This is a genomic window from Paenibacillus sp. 1A_MP2, assembly GCF_052244825.1.
Lineage (GTDB): Bacteria > Bacillota > Bacilli > Paenibacillales > Paenibacillaceae > Paenibacillus > Paenibacillus vandeheii.
The window spans coordinates 5,046,245-5,072,335 of the sequence record NZ_JBQQCS010000001.1; the positions used below are offsets into that span (position 1 = coordinate 5,046,245).

At 46.2% G+C, this 26,091-nt stretch carries 24 protein-coding genes, 1 tRNA gene and 5 pseudogenes; 11 read left to right on the forward strand and 19 right to left on the reverse strand.

What is annotated here, in order from left to right; all coding sequences use genetic code 11:
- Nucleotides 1-85 precede the first annotated feature (85 nt).
- Nucleotides 86-1,290, reverse strand: a pseudogene (locus ACTWJ7_RS24530) (cytochrome P450).
- A gap of 509 nt (nt 1,291-1,799) precedes the next feature.
- Here ACTWJ7_RS24530 and ACTWJ7_RS24535 point away from each other — a divergent pair.
- The gene (locus ACTWJ7_RS24535; protein WP_301879433.1) at nt 1,800-3,011 is read left to right on the forward strand and encodes an asparaginase; all 1,212 of its coding nucleotides are present in this window, start codon (nt 1,800-1,802) and stop codon (nt 3,009-3,011) included.
- A 98-nt stretch (nt 3,012-3,109) separates the two neighbouring features.
- On the opposite strand, the gene ACTWJ7_RS24540 is transcribed toward ACTWJ7_RS24535, so the two are convergent.
- Entirely contained in the window at nt 3,110-3,742 is a 633-nt protein-coding gene (locus ACTWJ7_RS24540) for an O-methyltransferase (protein ID WP_301879434.1), read from the reverse strand.
- A gap of 241 nt (nt 3,743-3,983) precedes the next feature.
- Here ACTWJ7_RS24540 and ACTWJ7_RS24545 point away from each other — a divergent pair, with 241 nt between their 5' ends.
- The 4 genes from ACTWJ7_RS24545 to ACTWJ7_RS24560 all read left to right on the forward strand — a co-directional run bounded on the left by ACTWJ7_RS24545 (nt 3,984) and on the right by ACTWJ7_RS24560 (nt 8,762).
- Nucleotides 3,984-5,135, forward strand: a complete 1,152-nt coding sequence (locus ACTWJ7_RS24545; protein WP_301879558.1) for a THUMP domain-containing class I SAM-dependent RNA methyltransferase — start codon at nt 3,984-3,986, stop codon at nt 5,133-5,135.
- 220 nt (nt 5,136-5,355) lie between these two features.
- Nucleotides 5,356-7,356: an LTA synthase family protein gene (locus tag ACTWJ7_RS24550; protein ID WP_301879435.1), complete on the forward strand. Its 2,001-nt coding sequence runs from the start codon at nt 5,356-5,358 to the stop codon at nt 7,354-7,356.
- 87 nt (nt 7,357-7,443) lie between these two features.
- Nucleotides 7,444-7,869: a cytidine deaminase gene (locus tag ACTWJ7_RS24555; RefSeq protein WP_301879437.1), complete on the forward strand. Its 426-nt coding sequence runs from the start codon at nt 7,444-7,446 to the stop codon at nt 7,867-7,869.
- A gap of 158 nt (nt 7,870-8,027) precedes the next feature.
- Nucleotides 8,028-8,762, forward strand: a complete 735-nt coding sequence (locus ACTWJ7_RS24560) for a DsbA family oxidoreductase (RefSeq protein WP_301879438.1) — start codon at nt 8,028-8,030, stop codon at nt 8,760-8,762.
- A 330-nt stretch (nt 8,763-9,092) separates the two neighbouring features.
- On the opposite strand, the pseudogene ACTWJ7_RS24565 reads toward ACTWJ7_RS24560, so the two are convergent.
- Nucleotides 9,093-9,922, reverse strand: a pseudogene (locus ACTWJ7_RS24565) (aldo/keto reductase).
- A gap of 173 nt (nt 9,923-10,095) precedes the next feature.
- A complete protein-coding gene (locus tag ACTWJ7_RS24570) occupies nt 10,096-10,377 on the reverse strand; it encodes a hypothetical protein (protein ID WP_024629200.1) in 282 nt (93 codons plus the stop codon).
- Between the two features lie 199 nt (nt 10,378-10,576).
- Between ACTWJ7_RS24570 and ACTWJ7_RS24575 the strand changes: the two genes are divergently transcribed.
- Nucleotides 10,577-10,975: a hypothetical protein gene (locus tag ACTWJ7_RS24575; protein ID WP_301879441.1), complete on the forward strand. Its 399-nt coding sequence runs from the start codon at nt 10,577-10,579 to the stop codon at nt 10,973-10,975.
- Between the two features lie 97 nt (nt 10,976-11,072).
- Here the strand turns inward: ACTWJ7_RS24575 and ACTWJ7_RS24580 are convergent, their stop codons facing one another.
- From ACTWJ7_RS24580 to ACTWJ7_RS24625, 10 genes and pseudogenes are all read right to left on the reverse strand, one after another.
- Nucleotides 11,073-11,294: a DUF1450 domain-containing protein gene (locus tag ACTWJ7_RS24580; RefSeq protein ID WP_024629198.1), complete on the reverse strand. Its 222-nt coding sequence runs from the start codon at nt 11,292-11,294 to the stop codon at nt 11,073-11,075.
- A gap of 21 nt (nt 11,295-11,315) precedes the next feature.
- Entirely contained in the window at nt 11,316-11,618 is a 303-nt protein-coding gene (locus ACTWJ7_RS24585; protein WP_053783595.1) for a heme biosynthesis protein HemY, read from the reverse strand.
- 142 nt (nt 11,619-11,760) lie between these two features.
- On the reverse strand, nt 11,761-12,018 hold the full coding sequence (locus tag ACTWJ7_RS24590; RefSeq protein WP_301879443.1) for a hypothetical protein: 258 nt from the start codon (nt 12,016-12,018) through the stop codon (nt 11,761-11,763).
- 233 nt (nt 12,019-12,251) lie between these two features.
- On the reverse strand, nt 12,252-13,466 hold the full coding sequence (locus tag ACTWJ7_RS24595; RefSeq protein WP_443145953.1) for a M14 family metallopeptidase: 1,215 nt from the start codon (nt 13,464-13,466) through the stop codon (nt 12,252-12,254).
- Nucleotides 13,467-13,712: 246 nt separating this feature from the next.
- Nucleotides 13,713-14,522, reverse strand: a complete 810-nt coding sequence (gene racE, locus ACTWJ7_RS24600; protein ID WP_443145954.1) for a glutamate racemase — start codon at nt 14,520-14,522, stop codon at nt 13,713-13,715.
- A 225-nt stretch (nt 14,523-14,747) separates the two neighbouring features.
- On the reverse strand, nt 14,748-15,143 hold the full coding sequence (locus tag ACTWJ7_RS24605; protein WP_024629193.1) for a YtxH domain-containing protein: 396 nt from the start codon (nt 15,141-15,143) through the stop codon (nt 14,748-14,750).
- A gap of 185 nt (nt 15,144-15,328) precedes the next feature.
- The gene (locus ACTWJ7_RS24610) at nt 15,329-16,234 is read right to left on the reverse strand and encodes a DUF4261 domain-containing protein (RefSeq protein WP_301879444.1); all 906 of its coding nucleotides are present in this window, start codon (nt 16,232-16,234) and stop codon (nt 15,329-15,331) included.
- 11 nt (nt 16,235-16,245) lie between these two features.
- Nucleotides 16,246-16,707 (reverse strand): DUF86 domain-containing protein, encoded by a 462-nt coding sequence (locus ACTWJ7_RS24615; RefSeq protein ID WP_079345678.1) that lies wholly within the window; start codon nt 16,705-16,707, stop codon nt 16,246-16,248.
- A 173-nt stretch (nt 16,708-16,880) separates the two neighbouring features.
- Nucleotides 16,881-17,168, reverse strand: coding sequence for a Dabb family protein (locus ACTWJ7_RS24620; RefSeq protein WP_024629190.1), 288 nt, complete (start codon nt 17,166-17,168; stop codon nt 16,881-16,883).
- Nucleotides 17,169-17,450: 282 nt separating this feature from the next.
- Nucleotides 17,451-17,846 (reverse strand): annotated as a pseudogene (locus ACTWJ7_RS24625) (phage holin family protein); the annotation flags it as partial.
- Nucleotides 17,847-18,285: 439 nt separating this feature from the next.
- On the opposite strand from ACTWJ7_RS24625, the pseudogene ACTWJ7_RS24630 reads away from it, so the two are divergent.
- Nucleotides 18,286-18,881 (forward strand): annotated as a pseudogene (locus ACTWJ7_RS24630) (helix-turn-helix domain-containing protein).
- A gap of 663 nt (nt 18,882-19,544) precedes the next feature.
- Here ACTWJ7_RS24630 and ACTWJ7_RS24635 read toward each other — a convergent pair.
- Nucleotides 19,545-20,036 (reverse strand): hypothetical protein, encoded by a 492-nt coding sequence (locus ACTWJ7_RS24635; RefSeq protein ID WP_443145955.1) that lies wholly within the window; start codon nt 20,034-20,036, stop codon nt 19,545-19,547.
- 8 nt (nt 20,037-20,044) lie between these two features.
- Complete coding sequence (locus ACTWJ7_RS24640; protein WP_443145956.1) at nt 20,045-20,698, reverse strand: iron-containing alcohol dehydrogenase; 654 nt, start codon at nt 20,696-20,698, stop codon at nt 20,045-20,047.
- Between the two features lie 158 nt (nt 20,699-20,856).
- On the opposite strand from ACTWJ7_RS24640, the gene ACTWJ7_RS24645 reads away from it, so the two are divergent.
- Entirely contained in the window at nt 20,857-21,021 is a 165-nt protein-coding gene (locus ACTWJ7_RS24645) for a hypothetical protein (protein WP_443145957.1), read from the forward strand.
- Nucleotides 21,022-21,083: 62 nt separating this feature from the next.
- Here ACTWJ7_RS24645 and ACTWJ7_RS24650 read toward each other — a convergent pair.
- A tRNA-Leu gene (locus ACTWJ7_RS24650) sits at nt 21,084-21,167 on the reverse strand.
- A 211-nt stretch (nt 21,168-21,378) separates the two neighbouring features.
- Between ACTWJ7_RS24650 and ACTWJ7_RS24655 the strand changes: the two genes are divergently transcribed.
- The 3 genes from ACTWJ7_RS24655 (at nt 21,379) to ACTWJ7_RS24665 (ending at nt 23,383) form a co-directional block, all read left to right on the forward strand.
- A complete protein-coding gene (locus tag ACTWJ7_RS24655) occupies nt 21,379-22,371 on the forward strand; it encodes a Gfo/Idh/MocA family protein (RefSeq protein WP_301879445.1) in 993 nt (330 codons plus the stop codon).
- Between the two features lie 58 nt (nt 22,372-22,429).
- Entirely contained in the window at nt 22,430-22,825 is a 396-nt protein-coding gene (locus tag ACTWJ7_RS24660; protein ID WP_079345688.1) for a DoxX family protein, read from the forward strand.
- Nucleotides 22,826-23,023: 198 nt separating this feature from the next.
- The gene (locus tag ACTWJ7_RS24665; protein WP_079345690.1) at nt 23,024-23,383 is read left to right on the forward strand and encodes a winged helix-turn-helix transcriptional regulator; all 360 of its coding nucleotides are present in this window, start codon (nt 23,024-23,026) and stop codon (nt 23,381-23,383) included.
- A 76-nt stretch (nt 23,384-23,459) separates the two neighbouring features.
- Here the strand turns inward: ACTWJ7_RS24665 and ACTWJ7_RS24670 are convergent.
- Together ACTWJ7_RS24670 and ACTWJ7_RS24675 are read right to left on the reverse strand one after the other, a co-directional pair.
- Nucleotides 23,460-25,075: pseudogene (locus tag ACTWJ7_RS24670) on the reverse strand (sensor domain-containing diguanylate cyclase).
- A gap of 201 nt (nt 25,076-25,276) precedes the next feature.
- A complete protein-coding gene (locus tag ACTWJ7_RS24675; protein WP_079345694.1) occupies nt 25,277-26,014 on the reverse strand; it encodes a spermidine synthase in 738 nt (245 codons plus the stop codon).
- Nucleotides 26,015-26,091: the final 77 nt, after the last annotated feature.

Here is a 26,091-nt window from a genome sequence, read left to right on the forward strand (position 1 = left end):
TTAAAAAGCCGCTTTCAGCGCCCATTGGGCAATGAAAGCGGCTTTTGGCATTTTTTGTTCAATTGGACCAAACCTCAACGTTGATTCATTGACTCTGATGGCTTGCGAATTGAATCGGGTATTCTTTCACACCAAATACAAAGGCACTTTGTATCGGCTGCAAAACGGTTCCCGGCTCCAACTGTATATCTTCCATTTGCCGAAGCATCGTCTCAAGAACAACCTTAGCTTCAAGTCGTGCAAGCGGCGCACCAAGACAAAAGTGAATACCAAACCCAAAACCCATATGTCTGTTCGGCTTGCGGTCAGGCACAAACTCCTCTGCCTGTTCAAATTTAGCGCTGTCCCGGTTGGCCGATCCCACCCAGGATATCACCTGTTCCCCTGCCTGGATTGGTTGTCCGTTCAATTCTACGTTTTCTTTGGCAATACGCCCAATAGCCACAATCGGCGGATAATAGCGTAATGTTTCCTCTACCGCAGAGGGAATAAGTTCAGGGTGCTCTCGCAGCTGCTGTTGAAGCTCAGGCTTTTCTGACAGAATACGTACGGCATTGGTAATCAGATTGGTCGTCGTTTCATTGCCGGCAGCAAGTAATAATATGCAAAACCCGACCACTTCCTCTGCGGTCAGCTTCTCTCCTTCAATCTCCGCAGCCAGCAACAAAGAGATCAGATCATCCTTTGGTTGCTGACGTCTTCTTCCATGATGGCCGTGAAGTAGCTCGCCAGTTCCTGTTGATTCCGTCTCTTTTCTTCCATCAACTCCTGGAAAGCTTCATCACTATCATCCCGCGCACCCTTCACCAGTGCATCAGACCAGTCTTTGAACTTCTGGCGATCTGCGGCAGGGACTCCAATCAATTCGGCGATCACAATGACCGGAAGCGGAGTGGCAAGATCGTCGATAAGCCGCATACGACCTCCTGAAAAATGTGGAGTCAGTAACTCATCCGCAATTTCCTGAATACGCGGAGCCAACGCTTCGATTGCTTTTGGTGTAAACGCCTGATTAACCAGATCCCGCAGTTGCTTGTGCTTCGGCGGATCGGTAGTGAGCATACTGGCGTTAGCACGATCACGTTCAGAAGAAAACAATTTGGGGTTTTTCAACACATATTGCACATCATCATAACCGAAAACATCCCAGCATTCTCGATGGTTGTCATAGCGGACTGGAGTGTTGTCACGAAGCTCAGCGTACACCTGGAAGGGAGATAATTGTTGTTCCACCCCTTCCAGTTCCCGGATCGGAATGTAATTGGCATACTTTCTCGGTGCTTGGTTCATCGTTTCTCCTCCAATCATTAATATATATTTATTTACATATTGAAATCATCCTATATTATAGACTCAACGCTAAGTCCATACAAATATTTGGCAATAATTGAGCCTCTTTCCTAGAACGCATTACAAAAATCGTCAAGTTTTGCTAACTTATTCGGTCCGATACCCGTTTTGTATAAGATCACTTCTGCTATGCACGCTCCGGCAACACTTTCCCCAAAAACCTTTCTAAATTCTATCAGGACAAAAGACTCATATGTAATGAAATATGACACAAAAAACTATTTTCAATATGCTTTTATATAGCTATTTCTCTTTATACCTCTTCTTATATTTATCCATAAAACCTTATAAACAAGCTATATACTCTACATATCTATCAATGTAACCGATTACTCTATCTATATCTAATATTGTCATATTATTTAACATGAAATACAATCGTTTTAATTCATATACATATTATCCTCATCAAACATCACACGAAACTAACCTGAAGGAGAGTGCTATTCATGAAAAAAACTTCAAATCTTCGTCCTTGGGCTGTATGGAGCACAGCTGCTTTGACAGCTCTAACCATCTCACTGTCCCCAATCGGAACCTATGCTGCTCAGGCAGCTACGGTAGAAGTGAGCGGTACAACCAGTGCAGTTCAGACCACATCATCCACTCCGGCTCGCAATACGACCATCCCAGCTCTATCGGATTCGTTCAAACAATCCGCTCTACCTAATGTTCTGGTCATTGGAACGGGTGGTACGATCGCAGGTCAATCCGAGGATGCGACCAGCTTCCAGAACTATAAGGCGGGTACACTCCCGATCGGGGAAATGGTCGATGCCTTACCGGACAAACAGAAGATTGCAGATGTTAGCACACTCCAATTCGGAAATTCAGGTTCTGGATCTTATACCATAGCTGATCTCTATGACCTGTCACAGACAGTAGACAAGGCTCTGGCTCAATATGACAGCGTTGTAGTTACCACCGGTACAGATACCATGGAGGAGATCGCCTACTTCCTTGACATGACCGTTCAAAGTGATAAACCTGTCGTCATTACAGGGTCTATGCGCCCTTGGACGGTTATCGGCTCGGATGCACAAGCCAATCTGTACAACGCCATCAAGCTCGCAGGCAGCGGACGCACCACTTCATTTGGGACCGTGCTGATGTTGAACGATACCATTCAACTGGCACGCGGAGTGACCAAAACGAATGATTATCGAACAGATACATTCGAAACTCCGATGCTTGGTGCAGTAGGTTATATTGATGAAGAAAATATTCGAATTTACCGCGCTCCTGCACGCGCCTTGAAGCCTGAAGGTACATTAAAGCCGGCATTTGACCTGAACAAAATCACGAAGGCAGATCTCGCCAAAGTGGAAATTGCGGTTTCCTATCAGGAAGCTGGTGGAGAAGCCATTGAAGGATTTGTTCGTGGCGGTGCCAAAGGGATCGTAACGTCCGGTACCGGAGCAGGCGGGATTTCGAAAGCCATGGGCCAAGCACGTACTAAAGCAGTGGAGGATGGCGTAATCTTCGTAACGACCACGCGGACAGGTTCAGGCAGTGTATATGGCGGAGGTAAAGGCGTTATCGCTGGTGACAACCTGAGTCCTCAGCAAGCACGCATTTTGCTCATGCTCGGGTTATCCTTCAGCGATGATTTCGATACAATCAAAAAATGGTTCGAGACTTACGGAACGCCGGAAGTTTAAGAAGATCTCATCCTTTATATTCATTCTGAAAAAACAAGAGACGACACATTCCCTGTTAATCAGGGGATGATCGTCTCTTGTTTTTAATCCGAACTTGTTTACTTCACCCAGGCCAGAGCCAGACCATCATAATCCGGCAGCATAGTCGTTACAAGACGCGGATCACTTGCCATCTGCTCATTGAAGCGACGAACGGCAAGCACAGCGGGGCCTTGCTTATCCGGATTCAGCGTACGACCGCGCAGGAAACAGTTATCTCCCACAATGACCGCCCCTGGCCGCGCGAGCTTAATGGCATAATCCAGATAAACGGGATAATTCTCCTTGTCCGCATCAATGAAGAAGAAATCGAAGGTACGTCCTTCCTGCGCCAGTTGCTCCAGACTGTCGGCTGCGGGTCCAATTCGATATTCGACCTTATCCCCAAAGCCACCTTCCTCCAGATGGCCCCGAGCCATCGCTGCGTATTCCTCTTTCAGTTCCAGCGAAGTCAGGGTTCCTCCATCACTTAAACCGCGAGCAAGACAGATACCGCTGTATCCGCCCAGCACACCGATTTCGAGTACGGCTTCCGCTTTCGAAGTTTTCGCGAGAAAAGTGAGTAAACGCCCGTAGGCCGCTGCCACCGAAACTTCCGGCATGCCGTTCGATCGGATGGCTTCTTTTACCTTTAACAAGAGAGCATCCTCTTGAAATAATTGATTTACATATTCGTCAGGGGTCAGATTCACCGCTAAAATCCTCCTTGGACACTTGGTCTGCTTTCCATATGGATGCCAATGTTCTATAATAAATGTTTGTTGTCAAACACAGGCGGTTGACTGCCGCATCACCTCTAAGAGATGAATGCATAAGCTCACCGCATTTCTCATTGTAAGTTTTTTCACGGAAAGCGGCAAGGCCGCACCGTTACTATACAGCGGAGAGAAGGAGTTTCCTTCTCCGGCTTGAAATGGAGTTGAAATGAATCACATGGCTCAATTGCAATTGATCGCGACCTCGGCGATGGGACTCGAGGCTGTTGTCGCCCGGGAACTGAAACAACTGGGGTATGAGGATGCTACGATCGACAATGGACGGGTTTACTTCACTGGAGATTATATTGATATTTGCCGGTGTAATCTGTGGCTAAGAAGTTCGGATCGCGTTTTGGTCAAAATGGGTGAATTCCCTGCTACAACATTCGATGAATTGTTTGAAGGTACCAAAGCATTACCTTGGGAGGATTGGATTCCAGCCGATGGCGAATTTCCGGTTGAAGGTCGCTCCCACAAATCTCAGCTAAGCAGCGTGCCGGCTTCACAGGGAATCGTGAAAAAAGCGATCGTAGAAAAACTGAAGCTGACTTATGACACGGAGTGGTTCCCCGAGGACGGGTCTCGTTATGTGATTGAGGTCATTCTGTTGAACGATCGCGCCCTGCTTACTTTAGATACAACGGGACCCGGGCTGCACAAACGGGGTTATCGTAAACTGGTAACCGAAGCTCCGCTTAAAGAAACACTTGCTGCGGCGCTTATTCAGCTCAGTCGCTGGAATGTATCCCGCCCCTTCTATGATCCATGCTGCGGATCAGGTACCATGCTGATTGAAGCCGCCATGATTGGCTGGAACATTGCACCAGGACTGCGTCGCACCTTTAACTCCGAGAACTGGGCTGTCATTCCTGAAGAGCTTTGGGAGAAAGCGCGCGAAGAAGCATTTGACGCGGTTCGCGACGATATTCCATTGCAAATCTCGGGCAGCGACATCGATCCGGAAGCTATTGAGGTAGCAAAGGCAGCAATCAAGAGTGCCGGCTTCGCCAAAGACATTGAAGTCAGCGTCCTGCCTGCTCATCGAGCAAGACCGCAGGGTGAATATGGTGTCATTATTACCAACCCCCCGTATGGTGAACGCTTGAGTGAAGAGAAAGAAGTGCAGAAGCTGCTGCGTTCTTTAGGGCGCAGTTACCTCGATATGCCGACATGGTCCTTTTTTGCCATCACGTCGACCAAATCGTTCGAGGAAGACTTCGGCCACAAGGCAGACAAGCGCCGTAAGTTGTTCAATGGACGTATTGAAACCCAATATTATCAGTATTTGGGCCCACTGCCTCCACGAAATAAAACACCACAACAATAATACCATTGTCATGATAGAGTGCTCTTGCCTTCCACGGCAGGGGCGCTTTTTTTGTATGTATTCCAGGAGACATAGAATTGATCTTGGTGATGCTACTTCCGTATGAAGCATTTCTCCCCTGGGCATAGTTGAAAAGCCATGACACCACGCTATAATGGATGGAGCCCTATTTTTACATTCCGTTAACAAAACAAAACCATTCATCTGGGAGGAGACATATATGTTTGTCACTAAGCCAACACGCAGCCTTACGCCGCGCGGGCTTCTGAATCATCCACTTACGTTATATCTTATTTTTCTTGTACTCATGCTACTCAAATTAATGTGGCTCCATCACAATCTGCATGCCTACAACATTACGATGGGGCTTCTGGACAAAGTAATTGCCATCGGTTCGCTGCTGCTTCTGTCCTTCTGGACCTGGTGGCTGCCTCGCCGGGGCATGATCCTATCGCTCGTTGTAATCCATCTGCTGCTTACTGCACTGATCTATGCCGATATGGTTTATTATCGCTACTTTCAGGATTTTCTGACGATTCCTGTGTTGATGCAAGCCAGACAGGTCGATGCTCTGGGTGATAGTATTGCCACGCTCATCCACGCCAGTGATCTGTGGCTCTTTGTTGATTGGCTTGTGATCATCCCATACGCAGCGATCCTGCTATTCAGTAAACGTCACCGCCGTGGTGGACGCCCCAGCGCATATACGAGTGGATTGAACTCTTACTCGTCAAGCTCTGGCAAACCAAGCTTACGTCGTCGACTCACTGCGGGCAGCATTGCTCTAATATTGGGTCTTGGGCTCGCGGTAGGTCCGATTTATTATTATAGTAAAACTTGGGCGAAAGGCTTGTTTGATAACAACTGGTGGAACGTGTCCATGTATAATGTTACTGGACTTCTTGCTTTTCATGGCTATGATCTATATAACTACGCCAAAGACCATCTGGGCTCTGGGCCCCAGGTCGATCCTACAGATCTGGAGCAGGCGAAAGCTTTTTTTGCCAACAGACAACAGGCTGAGCCTCTGAAGGATGCGATGTTCGGCAAGTACAAAGACAGCAATGTCATCATTGTTCAAGGCGAAGCCTTCATGAATTTCATGATTGGTCAGAGCATTGGCGGTCAGGAAATCACGCCTCATTTTAACGAGCTGATGAAGGAAAGCCAGTACTACAGTCATTTTTATCACCAGACAGGTCAGGGCCGTACATCAGATGCTGACTTTGGGGCGAATATTTCGATGCATCCACTGTCGGTTGGGTCCGCTTTTGTCCGCTACGCAGACCACAGCTATGATGCCCTGCCTTCTATATTGAAGGATCACGGTTATAGTACCAATGTATTTCATGCCTATGAGAGTGGATTCTGGAATCGCTATACGATGTATCAGAATATGAAGTATGACAAGTTTTACAGTAAAAATGATTATGAACAGGATGACCCGCTTGGCTGGTCCCTGTCGGATGAGTCCTTTTTCCGCCAATCGGTTGAGAAAATGAGCAATGAGGTTTCTGAGCCGTTCTATTCATTCCTGATTACACTGACTAGTCATCATCCATACGCATTACCCCAAGATAAACAACAGCTGGATGTCAGGGAATTCCAAGGAACGATGTTTGGAGACTATCTGCAATCCGTACATTACGTCGATTCTGCGCTCGGCAGCATGGTGGAAGACCTGAAAAATCGGGGGTTGTGGGACAAAACGATCTTCATGTTCTATGGGGATCACGATAATTCCATTAAGGAACAACCACAATATGAGAAATTTCTCGGACGCTCGCTGAACGATCTGGACATGGAGCAAATTATGAACGAAGTGCCTTTGCTGGTGCATCTGCCTGACAGAGCCGAAGCCGGAACGATTGACGAGCCAGCAGGACAGCTGGATATTACGCCTTCCGTTCTGCATCTTCTCGGTATATCAGATCAATCCTACTACCATATGGGCAACGATGTGTACGACGGTTCCTCCCGCATGGTGGTATTGCGCACTGGTGCGTTCACGGATAGCTCCTTCTTCTATATCCCTTCAGATGATTACCTGTATGACAGCGGCTCCTGTTACGATCTGTCTACGGGCGCCAAAACGGATATTAATGCTTGCCGATCTGGTTACGATGAAGCGTCAATGCGACTGCATGTGTCAGATACAGTCAACACGTTTGACCTGATCTCGCGTTTTCGCAAGGAGCAAAAGTCTGAATCAGCATCCTAACAGATACGGAAAGGCACGCTGACGTAACTGTATACTTCATATAAAATTTAACCCGACACTACAATGAAATGGAGCTAATGCATGACCATGACAACACAACCAGTCCCATTCAACATTGAACAAAAGCTGTTCGAAGAAGCTGCTAACTTTGTCAAACTTCGCTACCCTCAAGGGTGGGGCGGCGCGGCGGCTGTATATACCGAAGCAGGTTCGTTCTTAATCAGCGTAGCTCCAGAAGTAATTAATGACGCCACGCACCTGTGTATGGAAACAGGAGCCTATCTGGAAGCCCACAAATTAAACGAGCGGGTCACCCACTCAATCTGTGTGGCACGCGACGATGAGCACTCGCAATTCAAGGTTCTCACCCCTTGTGGTGTGTGCCAGGAACGATTGTTTTTCTGGGGAGAAGATGTGAAGGCTGCCGTGCACGATCCGGATGGAGCTATAATATACAAGAGATTGGACGAAATCCAGCCTTATCATTGGACCAAGGCATACCGGGATAAGTAGGAAGTTAAACGATAAGTGTTGAGGCTGCAATCCGTTGCACGCTTCAGCACTTTCTTTTTTTGGTAGCTGGCTGTAACCACAACCTTGCGAATGTTAGAAAGTCGCTATATAATTGTAACTGTATTGGTTTCATTTAAAAATGATGGAGGTTTTAATGAATGAATATTGAAATATGGTCCGACTTTATGTGTCCTTTCTGTTATATTGGCAAACGTCGCCTGGAGAATGTACTGGCACAATTCCCACACCGTGATGAAGTGAAATTACAGTTCAAAAGTTTTGAACTCGATCCAAATGCTGAATTGAACAGCGGCAAAACCAACGCAGAATATCTGGCCGCCAAATACAATATGAGTGTGGAGCAGGCACGTGGAATGAATGCCCAGATGAATGCCAATGCTCGCACGGCTGGGCTGGAATACAACATTGATGAGATGATCCCTACCAACTCCTTCTCTGCTCACCGCCTGACCCATTGGGCAGAAACACAAGGGAAAATGCTTGAGCTGAGCGAACGACTGTTTCAAGCAATCTTCATCGAAGGTAAACATGTCGGCAATACCGATGTCCTGATCGAGTTGGCTGAAGAAGTGGGTCTGGACCGCAATGCAGCAGCAGAAGTATTGTCGAGCAATCAATTCGCAGAACAGGTTCGTGCCGACCAGGCCGAAGGTGAGCAGTTGGGCATTCGGGGTGTACCTTTCTTCGTATTTGACCGCAAGTTTGCTGTATCTGGCGCTCAACCGGATGAGGTATTCCATGACGCTATCCAGAAAGCCTGGGACGAACGCTCCCCTTTCACCATGGTGGAGTCCAGCACCACTGACACAGATGGCAGCGGAGTATGCACAGAAGACGGCTGCGAGGTTCCGCAACCTGACTCATCCAAATAACACAAAAGCAGCAGGATCAAGGGGCTTCCCCTGAACCTGCTGCTTTTTTTAAAAATCCATCCACATAAGATGAACTCATAATTTACACTATAACAGAGAGGGCAGAACAAATCTGGAGAAGCGGAGCGCTCGCATTTATCACTGGATTTTACCCTTTGCCAAAGGGAATTCCAAAAATCCGGGGATAACGGCGATCGAAAGATTGTTCTGCACACGTAGTGGCCTAGTGTAAAGGATTATGCTTTCATTTTATATCACGAAGAACGATCCGTAACCGGAACAACTACAACTTAGACCATTAAACACTTATTTTGGGATTGAGCTGCATGCTCAATCCCAAAACAGCTGATCCGGGTGCGGTCCCGTCCGTTTGTCCGAATCCAGCGCATCAATCAGTTTCAGCTCATCCGGAGTCAATTCAAAATCAAAGATGTCCGCATTCTCGCGAATTCGCTCAGGCGTAACCGACTTCGGAATTGTCACGATCTGGTTCTGAATATCCCAGCGCAGAATAACCTGTGCCGGTGTTTTCCATATTTCTGGGCCAGACTTTTCAAAGCCGATTCCTTGTTCAGCTTGCCTCTCATAATCGGGCTCCATGCCTCCAGTTGAATGCCCTGTTCCCCACAGAAATCCTGCAGCTCCTGTTGAATCAGACCTGGATGCAGTTCCACCTGATTCACCGCAGGCACCGTTCCACCTTCATCTATGATTTCGCGCAGATGGTGTACTTCGAAATTACTTACACCAATGGCACGTACGCTTCCTTCGCTATATAGACGTTCGAATGCTCTCCACGTCTCCTTATACTGGTCTCTGCCAGGCCAGTGAATTAAGTATAGATCAATGACATTCAATCCAAGCGCCTTCTGACTGGCCTCAAATGCTCTCAAAGTCGAATCAAAACCTTGATCCTCATTCCACAGCTTGGTTGTCACAAACAGCTCATTCCGGGCGATACCGCTGCTCGCAATAGCTTGTCCAACTTCCTCTTCATTTCCATAAACGGACGCCGTATCAATGCTCCGATATCCGACTTCCAATGCGGTCTCCACCGCTTGCTGTACTTCTTCGCCTTTTGCTCGATAGGTCCCAAATCCCAGCCATGGCATCGTCACGCCGTTGTTCAGAATCGTACAATCTGTAATATGTTTTGTCATTCTGTACCTCCTGTGTGAAATTTGCCTGCTCTTGGTCTATTAACCTTCTCGTAAAATTTTAAGCGGCATGTTACATACAGTTGGCTGAGATCCCTTTCTCTGGACCATTCAAAAAAGACATGAATAACCCGCAAAGCACTGCTGCTCTGCGGGTGCTGGTGTGACAGGAACGCTTATAGATCCCCTTGCCCATTCTGACTCTGGATCGAGTTTAATCTTCTCTTCTCCTCAATGAACATCTCTTCTGCCAGCTCAACGCCCTGACCTCCAAGCGAAAGTTCGGCTTGACGCATGGCCTGCTCGGTATGCGCCAAACGGCGTTCTGCCTGTTCAATGGTCTGTTCAGTTGGATGTGACATTGCCTGGGAAACGGCAAAATGAAGTTTGTTCACTGCATTCTGCGCCTGGGATACGGTTGTATCGGCTTGCAAACTGGAATCATAACGCTTCGGCATGAGTATTCCTCCTTGGGATCATGTTCCTGTTACCCCTTTAAGATGGTTTACATCGGCCTTCCTTATTCTTGTTTTGCTGAAACAATGACAGATTGCTTCGCTTTTCCCCAAATTAAATATGAATATCAATTATGTATAACCTTTTCCGGGTTTGCTGCGTTTATTTGATAAGTACCTTTTTTTATAAGGAGGTTTGGTTTTGAAATACTCTTGGTTTCTTTTCATTCTGGTACCTTTATTGCTACTGATCAGCGGCTGTACAGCTTCGACGTATGAAATAACGGAATATACAGGCTCCTCCATTAATAACGAAATTCCGGTTCCCGTGAATGCAAAGCAGCTCAGCCTAACGGCATATTCAGACAATCCAAACTATAAAGAAGGCATTAAATATGAATTGAAACATATTGGAGGAGAACAGGGGTTATATGTACCATCCGATTATTTTGAGAAGTTATCCGAAGCGGGATGGGTTGAGTTGGAGGAAGAGCGCCTGGGTCATGTTCATTTTTTTAAAAAAAGCGATACGATCATCGCCATTGAATTTCAAGAGGATACCTTTGAGATTGTTGAAATGATGCCCGGCTTCACCTTTTAATCCTGTGCCTTGTCCAATCACAACTTAAAAAAGAGAGGCCACGGCCTCTCTTTACCCTCGTGGACAAGTTTGCTCTGCCCACTGCATTTCCAAACAATTACTTCACGAATTTCGCTACTTTCGCAAGCACTTCTTCTTCTGACGGAGCACTGATATACCGACCGTTGATGAAGACAAAAGCACGCTTCGCGCAAGGACCGCAATACGATTTGCAACCAATCTTGATCTCCGTATCCGGAGCCATTTTCTCCAACTTGGCTACAATCGATTTTAGTCTGATATGATTACATTTTTCGCATACGCGGATATCGTTAGCCATGAGTTCCCCTTCTTCGCTCCCTTAGTGGTCGCCGTGGTTGCCCTTGGATGGGTTCGTAATAACGAAGCCTTCTTCAGGGAAGTAGAGGTAATCAATTTTAACGCCATCCAGCAAAGGTTGGTCATTCTCAAGAATGACGTCAATCTCTTTATCCGTAGATACTACCGTATCGTTTTCTTTTGGCGTATCAATATCAAGTCCGTAGTGGGCATGATCTCCATGCGCATGTGTTATTACAACGCGCAGCAATTTACCTTCGTTCTCAGGCTTGTCCAGTTCAAGTTTTAATACTTTTGCGGCATTACGTGTAATTTTGCAATTCATTCCATTCATCTCCTATATCGTAATTGCTGGTTCCAACAATTTCAGCATTTCTAAACTCCAGCATCTATTGTAAAGAAAGTTACTGCGTTCCGCAATAACATTGATGCAAAATCGATGTGAATAGCACCCATTTCGTCACTAGTTAAGACGACGTATCCGCTGTAAGCACCGGATATTTGCGCTCCGCACGACTTACAAACCAGTTCATCAGCAGCAGCGTGACACCAATATCATCTATAGGCATAAACGGCATCACGTCTGGAAAAACCCAGTAGAGCAGCGCCGGGATGATAAAAAGCAGCTTCTCTCCCACAGGGATTTGCGGAGCCCGCAACAGACGCGGCAGCCGTTTGAATACTTGTGTCCATCGTTTGAACGACAGCAGTCTTCTCCACTTCATATGAACCCCTCCGTATGATTATCACACCAAAAAATAAAACGAATACACGTGATCGTCACACCCATTATTACCCGCTCCAGAACGATTCGGAAACAATGATGCAACTTACAGATAAAAAAACGAACGCCGGTAACAGCGCCCGTTCCTGTTATACGAGTGGATAACCCGTAAGTTTCATGTCTTCCCATCCAAATTATGTGAAGTCAGGTTATATGGATTCTCACTCTTCCCTGTTAGTGCTCTCGATCTGTTAATAATTCAGCCAACAGCATACCAACCTCCACGCAGATATCATCAAATTGATCCATGGGGAGCGGGTTTACCCCCAGACCCACTTCCACCGTGAAACCAGGCTTCCGAAACTTCTGAATGAACCAGTCTTTGTATCCTGCATCACTCCCACCCAGCTTGACTGCCTTGTATCCCGAAGCCCTTGCCAGTCTGCGTGACAGTGGAGCACTTTCCTTTGGCTCCAAATCTCGGTAGTTCCAATAAATTTCCTGCCCCTGACTGTGCAGTGAAACGACAGCATCGAATGAATGCTGCTCGGTCCACTGTGCAAGTGCCAACGCCTCCGGTTCCGATAAGGGAGCGACTCCCGCATAATCTCTTGGCCCTGGGGACGTTATCCCTCTTCTAGCTGCCTCTTCCTCCCAATAAGCCGGGAATTGATCGTTAAGGTCTACTCCCCTGATATTGGACTTCCAATGCGTAAAATGGGAGCGCCCGGCATTCCATTCCAGCAATTCTTCTGCATGGGGATGGTCATTAACTACGCCCTCTTGCACCAATTCAACTCCATCCGGATTGACCATCGGTACAGCCCAAAGCGTGGTTTCCTGCATCCATCGCTCCGTCTGAAATTGATGCCACGGCGTATTCGTGCTGTAGGCTTTCGCATATTCTTCAATGAACCGCATCAGAACCGCCGTTGTCAGCCACTCATTCGCATGAACAGAGGCGTTGACATGAATATGTCTGGATCCTTGACCCAAACGAAGGTAAGGCAAAGCCTTGCCCATGACACTGCTGCCAATCGAGCCACTTTCGATAAATGGATACTTCTTTTCCAACAAACCGATATCACGGTTCATTTCACGGTAACCATACTCTCCCTGCAACTTTACGATAGTTTTTCCATTTGAATCGGGAATATGAATACATCGTCCGCACCAGTCCGGAATGTTGGCTATTTCTGGATTGGCCTTTCGCAATTCTTCTTCATTCAGTCCAAAACGTAATGCAATCACGCCTACCTTCTCCCCCGGCTGCACTGCATATCTGCGTCCTGTTCCCGGCGTAATGCGCAGCATCTGTCCTGTCAGCAAATAAGGCTGGGACGCTGCTTCCGGGTTAAGAGCGGCCAGCAGCTCCTTGGTCATATGATTTGCTGCCGCAATACGCGATAAGGTATCTCCCTGATGAACAATGATCCATTGCAGCTCCATGTTGATCTCCTTCCCCTTAGGAAACGTTGTAATCTCCTGTTCTTTCCTCGCCTGTGTCCATACTGTATGTAATATGTATGCGGAGCTGGTTGTCCGTCATGTGACAAGAATCGTGCAAATCCCGCCAACATAAGAAAAACGTGCTGATCTTCCGAAGAAGCTCTTCTACTTTTCTATCCGAACATAAAAATCCCGGAACGCTTAGGTTCCGGGATTCTTATAAGCTATAGAAATCAAAAAAATTCGCTATGATAATTGCGTAACCTGCCATACAACTGGTGTTTTGGAGATTTGCTCTCCCAACCATTGGCGGGTAATATTCTGGAACATGCGTGGGTCCCCTGTGCAAAAAAACTGATGTACCGGCGTCTCATCCCCACTGGCCAGCTTTCGTTTATCATACAAAATCGTACTGATTTCCCTCGCCGTTTCATCTGCCGAACTGATCAGCTTCACTTCCTGTCCCATAACCTCCTGAATGGTTTCCATGAGAAAAGGATAGTGCGTACAACCCAGAATAAGACAATCAATTGGCTGTTGTTTAATCTGGCCCAAAGATTGCTTCACCGTACTTGTCGTTTGCTCGGAACGGAATTCGCCTTGCTCCACCAGTGGCACAAGTGCCGGACAAGCCTGACTGACCACATCAATGTATGGAGACAATTGTTTGAGTGCAGATGTATATGCACCACTTCCAATCGTTCCTACAGTGCCAATGACACCAATGCGTCCTGTGCGCGTGGCTGTGATGGCTGCTCGTGCTCCTGGATGAATGACACCGATAACAGGCACATTCACCTTGGCTCGAATATAGTCGAGCGCTGCTGCCGTAGCCGTATTGCAGGCGATAACGATAACCTTCGGATCGAACTGGATCAAGAAATCAACGATTTGTTCCGTGAATTGTTTAACTTGTTCGGACGAACAGGGTCCGTACGGTGTTCGGGCGGTATCTCCAAAATATATGATCTTTTCCCGTGGGAGCTGACGCATCACTTCCTTGGCGACAGTCAATCCCCCTACACCGGAGTCTAATATAGCGATTGCTTGCTGCACGAACACACCGCTTCCTTCTTTATTGAATTGGTTCTGTTAACAAATTGGTTCCCAGAGCTTTCTTCCTACCGTATGAATTTTCAGGCAAAAAGGTACCTACATCTTACCCGATTTCATCGCAGGGTTCAAACAAAATGCCGTATTGTACAGGTCCTGTACGACCACGCACAACAAAACAGGCCCCCCTCCAGATGGAGGAAAGCCTGCTCACGTTCAAGCTTAGCTTTAGATGTTGTCTTTCGAATCATCAGCAGGAAGCTTCGCGATGACTTCAATACCCGACTCATTTCCTGCATTGTCCCCAGCTGAATCAATGGAAGAATCGGAATCCGTAATAACTGCGGATACGCGCACTTCTTTACCTTCAGCGCAATTGCCCCAGGATTGAATATCCTGGATAACGACATCCGCCGTCTCTTTTACTTTGGATACGATCAGTGCGCTTTGTTCGCCTACCTTGCTAGCCAATTCCTGACCCTTCTCACTCACCTGACGTGCACCTTCCGAAATATCTTGACGCAGTTCGCGTCCTGATTTTGGCGCCAGCAGCAAAGCTGTCACTGAACCTACAACCGAGCCGATTAATGCTCCCCACAACAAACTTTTGTTAGAATCCTTCACGTCGCATCTCTCCCTTTACCTTAAATGAAGTACCGAATAACCAAGCAACGGACTGTTGCTCGTCAATCCGGGCGAATGCCTACTCTGTTGATGCAGTATAAGCAGCAAGGGCTTGACCTGACACTCGGATACCAAAAAAATTTTGGATACCGTTCCCGCACCTGCTGACGTTATAGTGATACGCCTCAGGTCTGCCGGGCCGGCTCAAGCGGAGTAGCCGCATGTTCATCCCCCGGGTCCAGATCAATTACATATCGTCCCGGTGCAATCATCGCCGCCTGATGCTCACAACGCCAGCGTCGTCCGCCGGAAGATCCCAGCGTCTGTCCATCTTGCAGAACATCTCCCTGATCAAATATGTAATAGGCGGCACCCAGTAATGTCTGGGCTACCGTATCCGGATCTAGTCCAATGAAATGACACTGTACATCAGGCACACCAAGTGCTGACAATCCTACCGTGTCCATTACCAGCTGACGCTGTTCCTCCGTACCTCCAGCCTGATACATGCGCACATTCATCGCAGCGTATAGATGTTCTTCACGCTCCTGTGACAGTATATAGGCTTCCGGTTCAACCAATTTGTCACTGCCGTACCAGTACAACGCGTCGCAAGGCAACACTTCCATGACTGCCTGAATCGTCTTTTGGAACAATTCAAGTCGCTGTTTGCGCGGCATGGCAGCAGTGAACATATCGTGAAGACGGATGGAATATTGGATCGTTTCCATAGCTTGTCCTGCTTCTGGCCAGTGCCAGGCTTGCTGTAAAGCCCCTCCAAAGCGGGCACGATCTACAATTTCAGTAACAGGGAGCACACAAGTCTGTGCCGGAATGTTACCTTCCTGAAAAGAAACCTTATGGTCCAGATGGTAGAAAACCAACATCTCGGGATTATGCTCTGCATTGCCCTGCTTCACGTCAAGCCGGACTTGTCCGGTATGACGGCTCATGGCATCCTGCAAACGCCCCTGATCTATAACAGGACGTTCCTGAAATAACAGCTCAATCATATATACCGGATGAAATCCGGATGGTATATCATTCGTTTCATGATTTCCTTCTTGATCATCTTTCCATTCGTTCGTCATGCTGCTTCCCCTCATTCCTTGCTCTGTCCCTCGGCCTGTGCAGTCTGGAAAGGTCCAAGTTCTTTTTCCACATAGGTATGGACCTGATGGGAAAAATGTTCAAGCACGCCCGGCAAGTCACTGCTCAGCGGGTGCAGTTCAGACCGCTCCCAGCTGTAATAGTCCTGAACGAGCGGCTTGCGCAACGATACGAGGCGACTAAGCACCTCATAGGTTGCATGATCAAAAACCTTCTCTTCGTGGTTAATCTGAATAATGTCGTCATAGCTGCTCGCATCACGCATGATGAAGCCGTCAATGAGGTAACTCCCCACATCCGTAACGATCTCAATGGCCAGATGAAGACAACGTTCCTGTACCAAACCCAGCATTAGACTGCCATCCCAAGCCTGTGATGCGCGGCGGAGACCTTCAGCCACCTCCGGTACGGCAGCAAGCCTGCGCGCAATCTGTTCCCTGTTGATATAATACAATATGTTCACTTCCCGTTCAGTGAATTATCGGTTCCTTTTTCCTCTTCGCTTCAGCCAAAATAACATCACAGGACAAGCGATCAGAAACACGACAAAAATATATAAAAATTCCATAACGTCTCTTAAATCGCTCATGCAGAGTCCCCTTTATCCAAAGTAGAATGAATTACAGATTAGATTTCGTAGTCTACTGCAATCGACTGCTCTCTGACCTCGTTCATATACTTGATGACTTCCTGATGCAATGGATGCACCTGATATGCCTGAAGATCTTCCAGTGATGCAAACTCTGCTGTAAGTGAGATGTCAAAAGATCTGTCCGAACGAAGCACGTCAACACCTACTTCAAGCGAAACCAGAACATCAATTTTCCCTTGCAGATTGCGGAGAACAGTAGCAGCCGCTTCAATACTTTCAGGAGAACGATCCTTCATTTTAAACAGAACAATATGTTTAATCATCAGACAAGCACCTCATTTGAGTATAATAATTGGTATGAATGAATTTTCTTGTATCCAAAATATATCATAACGTCCTCTATTACGAAAGGATACTTGGAAACGTTCTCTTCAAAGTCAATCTAATCGGGGCTGCTTTCATTCGCCCTTTGATTTCTCCTGAGGCGTATTATCTGTCTGTTCACTCGGGTTTGTCTGTTTGTCCGGGACAACTTCCGTCGCTTGATCTTTTGTCTCCTGATCCTCCAAGCTCGGCTGCGGTTGAGGCCATTCCCGGTCAGACAAACTCTCCTGCTTTTTGAGCACTGCTATAGCTTGTCTGAGCTTGTCAGGCAGCGGAAGCCCGATGCGGGCATAATTTTCGGTAATGGATATCAGCTCATTCACGAGATAAAAGTAGATGGCTCCCCCTTTAATAATGTCAGTTCCCATGAGCATGTCAATTCGGTGGGCTAGCAGAATAACCGTCAACATAAGGCCTTTGCGCGCGAGCCCCCAAAATCCAACATTACTATTCAATCCTTTACCCGTTCTGACTGCCGCAGCGAGACCCGTAATATAATCCACAGCCATTGCAACCGCCAGCAAGCTAAGCAGCTGATCCCATCCACCAAAAGCAAACGTCATGAACGCCCCTGAAATGGCAGCAAAGGTACTTACGGATGGATTCACGTTTCTCACCTCTCCCTCTCATTTGATCTCTATACAAGATATGTAAGAGTAAGAGATTTTGACAGGCCACATGCCTGGCTGACCAAGCGGATTTCTAATTTCAGATTTGTGCACATTGGAAATCGGTTCCTTTAACGGAAATCGAATATTTATGGGTAAATCAGGGAAATAAACCGCATCATATCAACAAAAAATAGATAAAAGTACTATAGTCACACTAATAGGTAATTAGACTCATTTTATTTTTATTGATTATCTATTTGATCCCTTAAATTTAGTGAAACATTGTAATCTAGGAATATACTAGGATGTGAATTACGTCTGTTCTAGTTCATAATTCCTCCTTTGGAGCGGATTCACGCATCGGCTCATTTGAAACAGGTGCACCCGGCACTTGAAAGTACCCCCATACTTATTGTAGTATTTGGTTAAAAAAATCGGAGGAAATATGCCTAATCAACCAGAACAACATTCCATCCAGGCGTGGTCTCTGATCAACCGTAAATATTTGGGAAAAGGCGTCCGTGTTAAACGATTCCGAAAACCGACACGCTGTCAAATCCGCAACCGTGTTCTTCTTGCCGTGCTGATGGCCAATGATATCAAGTTGTCCCAGCTCGCCGAAGATCTATCCATCTCTTCACGCAGCGTCAGCGCGTGGGTGTATGAAGGACGGATACCCGGCAGTACCAATTTGGACAAGGCATGTCAATTGCTTGGCTACCCGCGTCACATTCTTTTTAATGAAGAAGTGGTACGCAAAAGCCCTGTCATTTGTCAGCCCGAGCCTTCCCGTTTCATGAAGCGTACGGTGACCCGTTCTCCGGTTAGCAACCGTATTCTGACAGGCTTGTGTATGGTCCATGATTTGTCGGTGACAGATGTCAGCCACTGGATCGGGGTTCACCCGGCACTTTCCGCAAATGGCTGCATCAGGGAACGCTGCCTTCTGCTGCGTTTCAAGAACAAGCGGAACAGTTTTTCCGCATCCCGAAAACTATTTTGTTCGCAGATGTCATCTTGAAAGATCGCCACAATAACTAAATTAGCGAACAACCAAAAGGCTCTGTCCTCCCTCACGGGAAAGACAGAGCCTTTTTAAAGTTAAGTTTCATCGTACAGGTGATATTAGGTTACCATTTCTCTAGTCATGTGAACTCAGCATCATCTCTCCAGGTCGATAAGCGGTCCTCCTGCCCTCTAACCACCTTTGGTTGCATCATCCTCCGACCCCTCGTCACTCCCTTCCCTGCGCCCATACAGCTCACTCTCTGAACGAGGCAAAACTCTATCTCTTCAAGAACGGCTACATCTCCCGTATATACTTTAAAGGCACTTGCAAACCACTCCATTAAAACATGGCGTATTTAAAAGAATAGAACTTCATGGCTGGCATTACGTTCACGTATATTTGTACGAACAAATTAATTTTAGACTTGTTATAAAAAGTAAAAAAAAGCCTGTTCCCCAAAGGAGATAGGCTATAATTCATACATGAATCCGGCTTGTATAACGTTTATTCCACCTCAACCCCTTGACTGACCAGGCTTTCTGAGTAACTCATTAGGAATATGTTGCTTTCGAATCAAACATAATTACCTTTATTATAAACAACAACACGATTTTGTCTCATACATTACATAATTCATTCTATATTTGTACGTACAACTAATAACGCAAAACAACACTGGTTATATCTCTCCAACCTTATTTCGTACCCACGTTAAGAATCTCGTTGATATATTTCAGGCCTGTATACCGATCCCGAAGCAAATGAGCTGTGGTGAACGCATGTTCCACCATCTCCATGGATATCCCCAGTTGTTCAGTTGTTGTAGGGCCGCCCACCTGCTCTAGCCAAGCTGTAAGCTGGGATGAATCAGGCAGATTATTGTATATACGGAAAACCGGTTTGTCGGATTGTTGTGCAAGATCTTTGTATTTTACCGCAAGCAGTGTACAGGCGACACCCACCTTGGCACCATGCAAAACAGGCCTGTGCCCTGCCTCCATTAGATCCATCTCCCACCGATGGGACACGTGATGTTCACCACCAGATGCAGGACGGGAATGATCAATGATCAGCATGGAAATGCCGGAAGCAATCAGCGCATCCATTAACACAGTTACACCATCGGCCCGCCCTTCGGCGATACCTTGTACATGCTCCACACAGGTCATTAGTGCTTCTTCTGTCATGCGATAAGCTACTGGACAGAATGGCTCCCACCCAGATCCCTGGAAACCACCCAGTCCGCCAGTGATGTATATTTTCCAAGCATATCCCCGAATCCGGCGGCATTCATCTCTTGCGGAGCCTGCTCCAAAATATCGATGTCCGCGAATATAGCTTCAGGCGGTACCGCCTGAAAAGTCTGTTTGACGCCGCTTACAATAAGAGGTGCACCTGCCGAGGTAAATCCGTCAACCGAAGCTGCTGTCGGTACGGACAGAAAGGGCTTGTTCATTTTGGAACAAACAAATCGCACCAGATCATGAATGGTCCCTGAACCAACAGCAATGATCGCCTGACTTCCCTGTTTCACACCCAGCAATACCTGCACAATTCCCGCCTCGTCGGCGATCACGTCCCCTGATTTGTTCTCTGGCATGCATATCTTATCCACTTGAACGCCCGCTTCTTGAATGTTCTTTATTACTTGGTATCCTGCTGCCGGTCCCGTATATCGATCATAAACAACGGCCACATGTCTGTATCCTTGCTCGGATAAATAGCCAGGTAATTGCCGGATCGCTCCATGCTCCAAATAAACCTGCATTTGCACCAGACGGTGATGATGCCCACAAGTACAATTCTGCGCTTCTTCGTTCCATGCTGCAATTCGCTCGTTCATATTCATTCGCTCTTACCTCCCTTAAGAAATATCATGCATAATTGCACGGATAAAACCACAAAATGAATAAAGGAAATAAAATGTGAGTATTTTCCTGATCACACTTTACTTCCTGTTTTAAAAATTTGCAAATCCTAAACTCACATTCCCAAGCAGGTGAACCTATGAAATTAACCAAAGAAATAGGGATTTCTCTCGGATTTCTCGCCGGAACGACATTTGGCAGCGGCATCGCTTTTTGTTTCGCTTTCAAGCGTATGAAGTCATGGCCAGTGTTGCGCTCTTCGGTATTGCTGGAGCGATCGCAGGACTATATGTGCAACAATTGAAATTCAATAAATAAAAAAACTCGCGAATTGCCCTTGAGCAATTTCGCGAGTTTTTACTTTGATGCGGTCGAGAGGACTCGAACCTCCACGGGGGTTAGCCCACACGGACCTGAACCGTGCGCGTCTGCCAATTCCGCCACGACCGCATAATATGTATCTTCTCATCATGGATGAAAAGCATTCCGGTCAAGCAATAGCTTGTTTTACCGTAATTAAGAGTATACATGCTCTAAAATAAGTTTGCAACATCTTTTTCCAAGCTTCAACAATAGGACATATGTCCTTTTTTATCATATCCAAACTCCCTATCGTAGACATTAGGTGAATGGTGATATGAATTTAAAGGAGAGATCCCACATGAAAAAAGCAAAACTTTGTTTTATCGGTGCAGGTTTTCATGCATCCACAAATATATATCCTTCTGCGGTTGAAGCAGGAGCAGAAATTCAGGCCATTGCTACCCGCAGTATTGAACGTTCCAAGGCGGCGCTTCTTCGTTTTGGAAGCAACGGGAAAGCCTATGACAATACTCAGCTGATGTTGCAGAATGAAGACTCTGATGGCGTTGTTGTTGTGGCGCAACCAGAGGATCAGACTGCCCTTGCCCTTGAATGCATCCGGGCTGGCAAAAATGTATATGTGGATAAACCACTCGGATGGAACGCTGCGGAGGCCGCTGCTGTGGCTGAGGCTGCCCAAAAAGCAGGTGTGGTTGTCATGGTTGGATTTATGAAACGGTATGCTCCGATCTACATAAAACTTAAGGAACTGATTGATGGCGGATCATTGGGCAGAGCACGTTCTTTCCAACTGAAGTTCGCTGTAGACAGCACACCATTCTGCAAGGATGAGGAACAATTTATGAAACTCGCTGCCATTCATATGGTTGATCTGATGCGTTTTCTGTTCGGGGAAGCCGTTCATGTTACAGGCACGACGGTTAAGGACGGAGAACATATCAACCAGAGCATTTCCCTTAAATTTGATCAGGGTGTGGTGGGCAGTGTCTACTTTGCAGGCATGAATGCATGGTCACGTGAGAGCGAAAGTGTACTCGTCACCTTTGACGACGGATTTGCGTTAGCAGATGAGATTAACACACTCACGGTTCATCCATCCCGCACAGGAAGTAACCTTCCTTGGAAATCCCTTGAGGAGCAGGATACTGTTTTCACCCCTTCCGGCTCACCCATGTCAGGGGCTTATCGCGACCTCTACTTACGAGGATTTGTAGGTGAGATGGCTCATTTCATGGAATGCTGTCAGAACAAGTCTGTTCCACATTCCAGTGGCAGGGATAATATTGAAACCATGGCGTTATGTGATACCATTCTGGCGTCACTTATCTGACGTATATACGATACTAGACGAATCCGTTTCATATGACCAGAGGAGAGGAAAAGAGTACATGTTAGACACCGGATTACTTATTATTCGACTTGTTATTGGTTTCATTATGATGGGTCATGCATGCAAGAAACTGTTTGGCTGGTTTGGTGGAGAGGGCATATCAGGAACTGCCGAATTTTTCGGAGCGGTTGGTCTGAAACCTGCGAGAGTTATGGCGGTCTGTGGAGGGCTTATTGAATTAATCGGTGGATTTCTGTTTGGAGCAGGTCTCTGGACTGGTGTTGCTGCCATTTTGCTCATAATTCCTATGGTTATTGCCATAGTGAAAGTTCATGCAGGTAAGGGACTTTGGAATCTGAACGGAGGATTCGAATACAATCTGGTTATACTCGGATCGTTGATCGGTGTTGCACTTGCGGGTGCAGGGGCATACTCCCTGGACCATTTGATATAATTAGTCTTTCATTCCCTAACCCTGGTTTCGTTAACACGAAGCCAGGGTTCTTTGTTGTCTGAACATCATACTGAGCCATGGGGTTTATAATCCAAGAGAGAAGTGATATGCTCATAGATGAATGATACGTACAATTATGTGATGTAGTACTCCAATAGATACCATAAATAACCACCACGACATGGAGGTGCAATTATAATGAAAAAGAAAACCATTGATGAGTGTCCCACTCCTTATGGCTGTGCCGTCGAAGTCACGCTTAGTGTCATCGGAGGCAAATGGAAAGGTGCGATTCTATATCACCTATTCTCTGGTTCGTTAAGATTCAACGAGATCCGAAAATTATTTCCAGATATCACCCAAAGGATGTTAACTCTCCAGTTAAGAGAGTTGGAAAGCAGCGGAATTGTTCACAGGGAAATATTTCCTCAGGTTCCGCCCAAAGTGGAATATTCGCTTACACCGTTTGGAGAAACGCTCCGGCCGATTATTTACAGCATGCGAGACTGGGGAGAACAGTATACGAATGAAGTCCTGGCCAGATCTCAAGAAGTCTAAACAAAAGACAAAAGAAGCTAATCCCTTTCTCAGATAGGATTAGCTTCTTTTATTTCGATATGAGGCCCGTAACATCTTATTTGATGACCGTTTGGATTGTAATGGTACGATTACGTCCCTCTTCTTTGGCTTGATATAACGCATTGTCCGCCAAATGGAACAACTCTGTGGCTGTTGTAGAATGCAACGGATATTCGGCAATACCTGCCGAAATCGTTACAGAACGATCAATAGGCAGTACGCTCTGTTCCACAGATACTCGAATATTTTCGGCAATCTGATACGCTGTTTTGGATTCCGTATGTCGTAATAACACAACAAACTCTTCGCCGCCAAACCGGGAACATACATCCTGCGTCCGAACCGACAATTTAATGATATTCGCAATATGCTTCAGAACCTGATCCCCGCATGATGCCCATACGTATCGTTTATGGATTTGAAGCGGTCAATATCCAGGACCACAATGGAGAAAGGAACTTCTTCATCAATCCAGTGCTGAATAACTTCTTCAAATGTTCTGCGATTGGTCATTCCAGTTAATACATCCGTTCTGGCATCATACGTAAGCTGATCCTTCTGCTTTCGAAAATTCGCCAATGTACTCAGCACGGTGCGCGTTAACAGGTCAGCTTCTCTGTTCCAATGCGGCTTCATTACAGGCAAATCTACTTTGCCCTGATCCACTTGGTTAACCAGGTCGGCAAGGTAAACAAACGGACTGGCCAGCTTGCGTGCTACACGAATAACGATAAGCGTCAGAATGATGAATGGCACTGAGGTGTACAAGAGCAGCATGCGAATATGTTGATTCAGCTGATCGTACACCATCTGGGTTGGAGATACAACAACAACTCCCCAATCGGTTGTCGGCACCTTATAATAACCTGCGAGTGAGTCCACACCAGCCAGATTCTTGTATTGTTCTTTACCATTCTGTCCGTTTAGCAATTTCTGCACAACTTGATTTTTGCTTAGATTTTCACCGATTCTTTCCGTATCGGGGTGAAATAGCAATGTTCCTTTAGCATCAACAATAAAAAAATAAGAACCATTACTGGTCTTGAGCTGGCTGCCAAATGACAGGTTCAAGATATTGTTTTCCTGCAGATAGATGCTCCCGCTAATCAAACCTTTGAATTCACCTGATGGACTGAAGATCGGTTCACTCACAAAAACGGTTCTTCGTTGCGAATACGGCGCGCGGTACGCTTCAGAGATATAGGAAGCTCTGGATTTGAACGCTTTTTTGGCTATATCCGAAGTGATAGGCTGTCCGAAGCTTTTTTCCAAATAGGGAGATGAACCCCGAATGATTCCCGATTCATCTACCAGAGAAACCGAATTGAAATAATTACTGCTGTTTCGAATCAAATCCAGTGTGGAATCCAGTTTATTGGCGTCTGCATAATCCATTTCCGGAAAATAATTGGCTGAATACTTCAAACTGCCCTGCATGGATTGAAACAACGAGTCCAGTGTTTGGCTCATTTGCACGGCACTTGAATAATTCAGTGAGAGTGTATTATTAATCAGCGACTGCTTCTGGGATGTATACGATGAAATAAACATAATGGTCAATGTCATCAAAACGGCAATGGTGACCAACCCACTCAACAGAGCGGTAAGGCTGATTTTTTTGAACTCCCTTACTTTTCTTCTTAATCTGGGTGTTTTATTCTCTGCGATCATTATTGCTTCCCCGGTTTTTCATGAAAAGGCATATTCCTTCTATTTTATACGAAAGTTGTTAAGAAGACATAAATAGTTTATGAAGTTCGAATAAATACATAGGAAGATTGACAATTTAATGACAATTGAGTGCGTGAAGTGGATTGCATTTTCGTACTTTCTTCGCAATCATACTGGACTGTATACGAGATTAAGATTATATCAATCTACAATAACATAGCCCTCTTCAGGCTGTTGTTCTACAAACCCAGCCATATGACGCGATTGAAATGAGATGGGTTCGTCACAACCCACCAAGATGCGGTTTTGGACTTCATCAGTTGTTTCAGTTGGCAATGCAAATGAGCGCGTATAAGCGAAGTGTTCCTGTAACGTGGTATGAATTGCATTCACCAACCTGTCATTGCCCGCACGTCCGAATACATTCATCAGTACGATACCACCCGAATGCAATTTGTCTTTTAACATCGTGAAAAATGAGCTTGAAGTGAACTGTGCAGGAGTTCCCGTAGCCGTAAACGCATCCACAATAATATAATTGTAGGAGCCTGAGGCTTCCCGCTCCAATAGTTCACGACCGTCACCAACCAGCACATCAACTCCACTATATCCAAAGAAGGTTTTGCTGAGTTCAACGACTTCCGCATCGAGTTCGGCAACTTTTACCTGACGCTTAGACAGGTAGGTTGATAAGGTTCCAATGCCGTGTCCCACCACAAAAACCGATTCATAATCAGGATTATTTCGTTCCATCAGGTGAGCCATCGCTCTCGGATACTCCAGCACCATTCGGGATGGTTCGTCCAGATCCATGGCGCCCTGAACAGCTGCGTTTGAGAACTCCAGCACACGAAATCGGCCCTTTTCCCCATAAAGCTTGGATGTATCATATATCGTCAACTCATGCTGTTCACTCTTGTTTCGGTATAAAACTCGCACTGACCGTTCTCCCTTCGTACTTTTACGCAAATGATTATTAGTATGTCCCTATATTATACGGGAAGATAATAGTCTAC

Excerpts from the sequence above, each read along its gene's own strand:
- ACTWJ7_RS24610 (WP_301879444.1), bottom strand. The coding sequence starts at position 16,234 with ATGACGAACGAATGGAAAGATGATCAAGAAGGAAATCATGAAACGAAT.
- ACTWJ7_RS24555 (WP_301879437.1), top strand. The coding sequence starts at position 7,444 with ATGACAACACAACCAGTCCCATTCAACATTGAACAAAAGCTGTTCGAA.
- ACTWJ7_RS24655 (WP_301879445.1), top strand. The coding sequence starts at position 21,379 with ATGAAAAAAGCAAAACTTTGTTTTATCGGTGCAGGTTTTCATGCATCC.
- ACTWJ7_RS24570 (WP_024629200.1), bottom strand. The coding sequence starts at position 10,377 with ATGCCGAAGCGTTATGATTCCAGTTTGCAAGCCGATACAACCGTATCC.
- ACTWJ7_RS24560 (WP_301879438.1), top strand. The coding sequence starts at position 8,028 with ATGAATATTGAAATATGGTCCGACTTTATGTGTCCTTTCTGTTATATT.
- ACTWJ7_RS24545 (WP_301879558.1), top strand. The coding sequence starts at position 3,984 with ATGGCTCAATTGCAATTGATCGCGACCTCGGCGATGGGACTCGAGGCT.
- ACTWJ7_RS24665 (WP_079345690.1), top strand. The coding sequence starts at position 23,024 with ATGAAAAAGAAAACCATTGATGAGTGTCCCACTCCTTATGGCTGTGCC.
- ACTWJ7_RS24640 (WP_443145956.1), bottom strand. The coding sequence starts at position 20,698 with ATGAATATGAACGAGCGAATTGCAGCATGGAACGAAGAAGCGCAGAAT.
- ACTWJ7_RS24580 (WP_024629198.1), bottom strand. The coding sequence starts at position 11,294 with ATGGCTAACGATATCCGCGTATGCGAAAAATGTAATCATATCAGACTA.
- ACTWJ7_RS24595 (WP_443145953.1), bottom strand. The coding sequence starts at position 13,466 with ATGGAGCTGCAATGGATCATTGTTCATCAGGGAGATACCTTATCGCGT.
- ACTWJ7_RS24535 (WP_301879433.1), top strand. The coding sequence starts at position 1,800 with ATGAAAAAAACTTCAAATCTTCGTCCTTGGGCTGTATGGAGCACAGCT.
- ACTWJ7_RS24660 (WP_079345688.1), top strand. The coding sequence starts at position 22,430 with ATGTTAGACACCGGATTACTTATTATTCGACTTGTTATTGGTTTCATT.
- ACTWJ7_RS24550 (WP_301879435.1), top strand. The coding sequence starts at position 5,356 with ATGTTTGTCACTAAGCCAACACGCAGCCTTACGCCGCGCGGGCTTCTG.
- ACTWJ7_RS24590 (WP_301879443.1), bottom strand. The coding sequence starts at position 12,018 with ATGAAGTGGAGAAGACTGCTGTCGTTCAAACGATGGACACAAGTATTC.
- ACTWJ7_RS24620 (WP_024629190.1), bottom strand. The coding sequence starts at position 17,168 with ATGATTAAACATATTGTTCTGTTTAAAATGAAGGATCGTTCTCCTGAA.
- ACTWJ7_RS24635 (WP_443145955.1), bottom strand. The coding sequence starts at position 20,036 with ATGACAGAAGAAGCACTAATGACCTGTGTGGAGCATGTACAAGGTATC.
- ACTWJ7_RS24645 (WP_443145957.1), top strand. The coding sequence starts at position 20,857 with ATGAAATTAACCAAAGAAATAGGGATTTCTCTCGGATTTCTCGCCGGA.
- ACTWJ7_RS24585 (WP_053783595.1), bottom strand. The coding sequence starts at position 11,618 with ATGAATTGCAAAATTACACGTAATGCCGCAAAAGTATTAAAACTTGAA.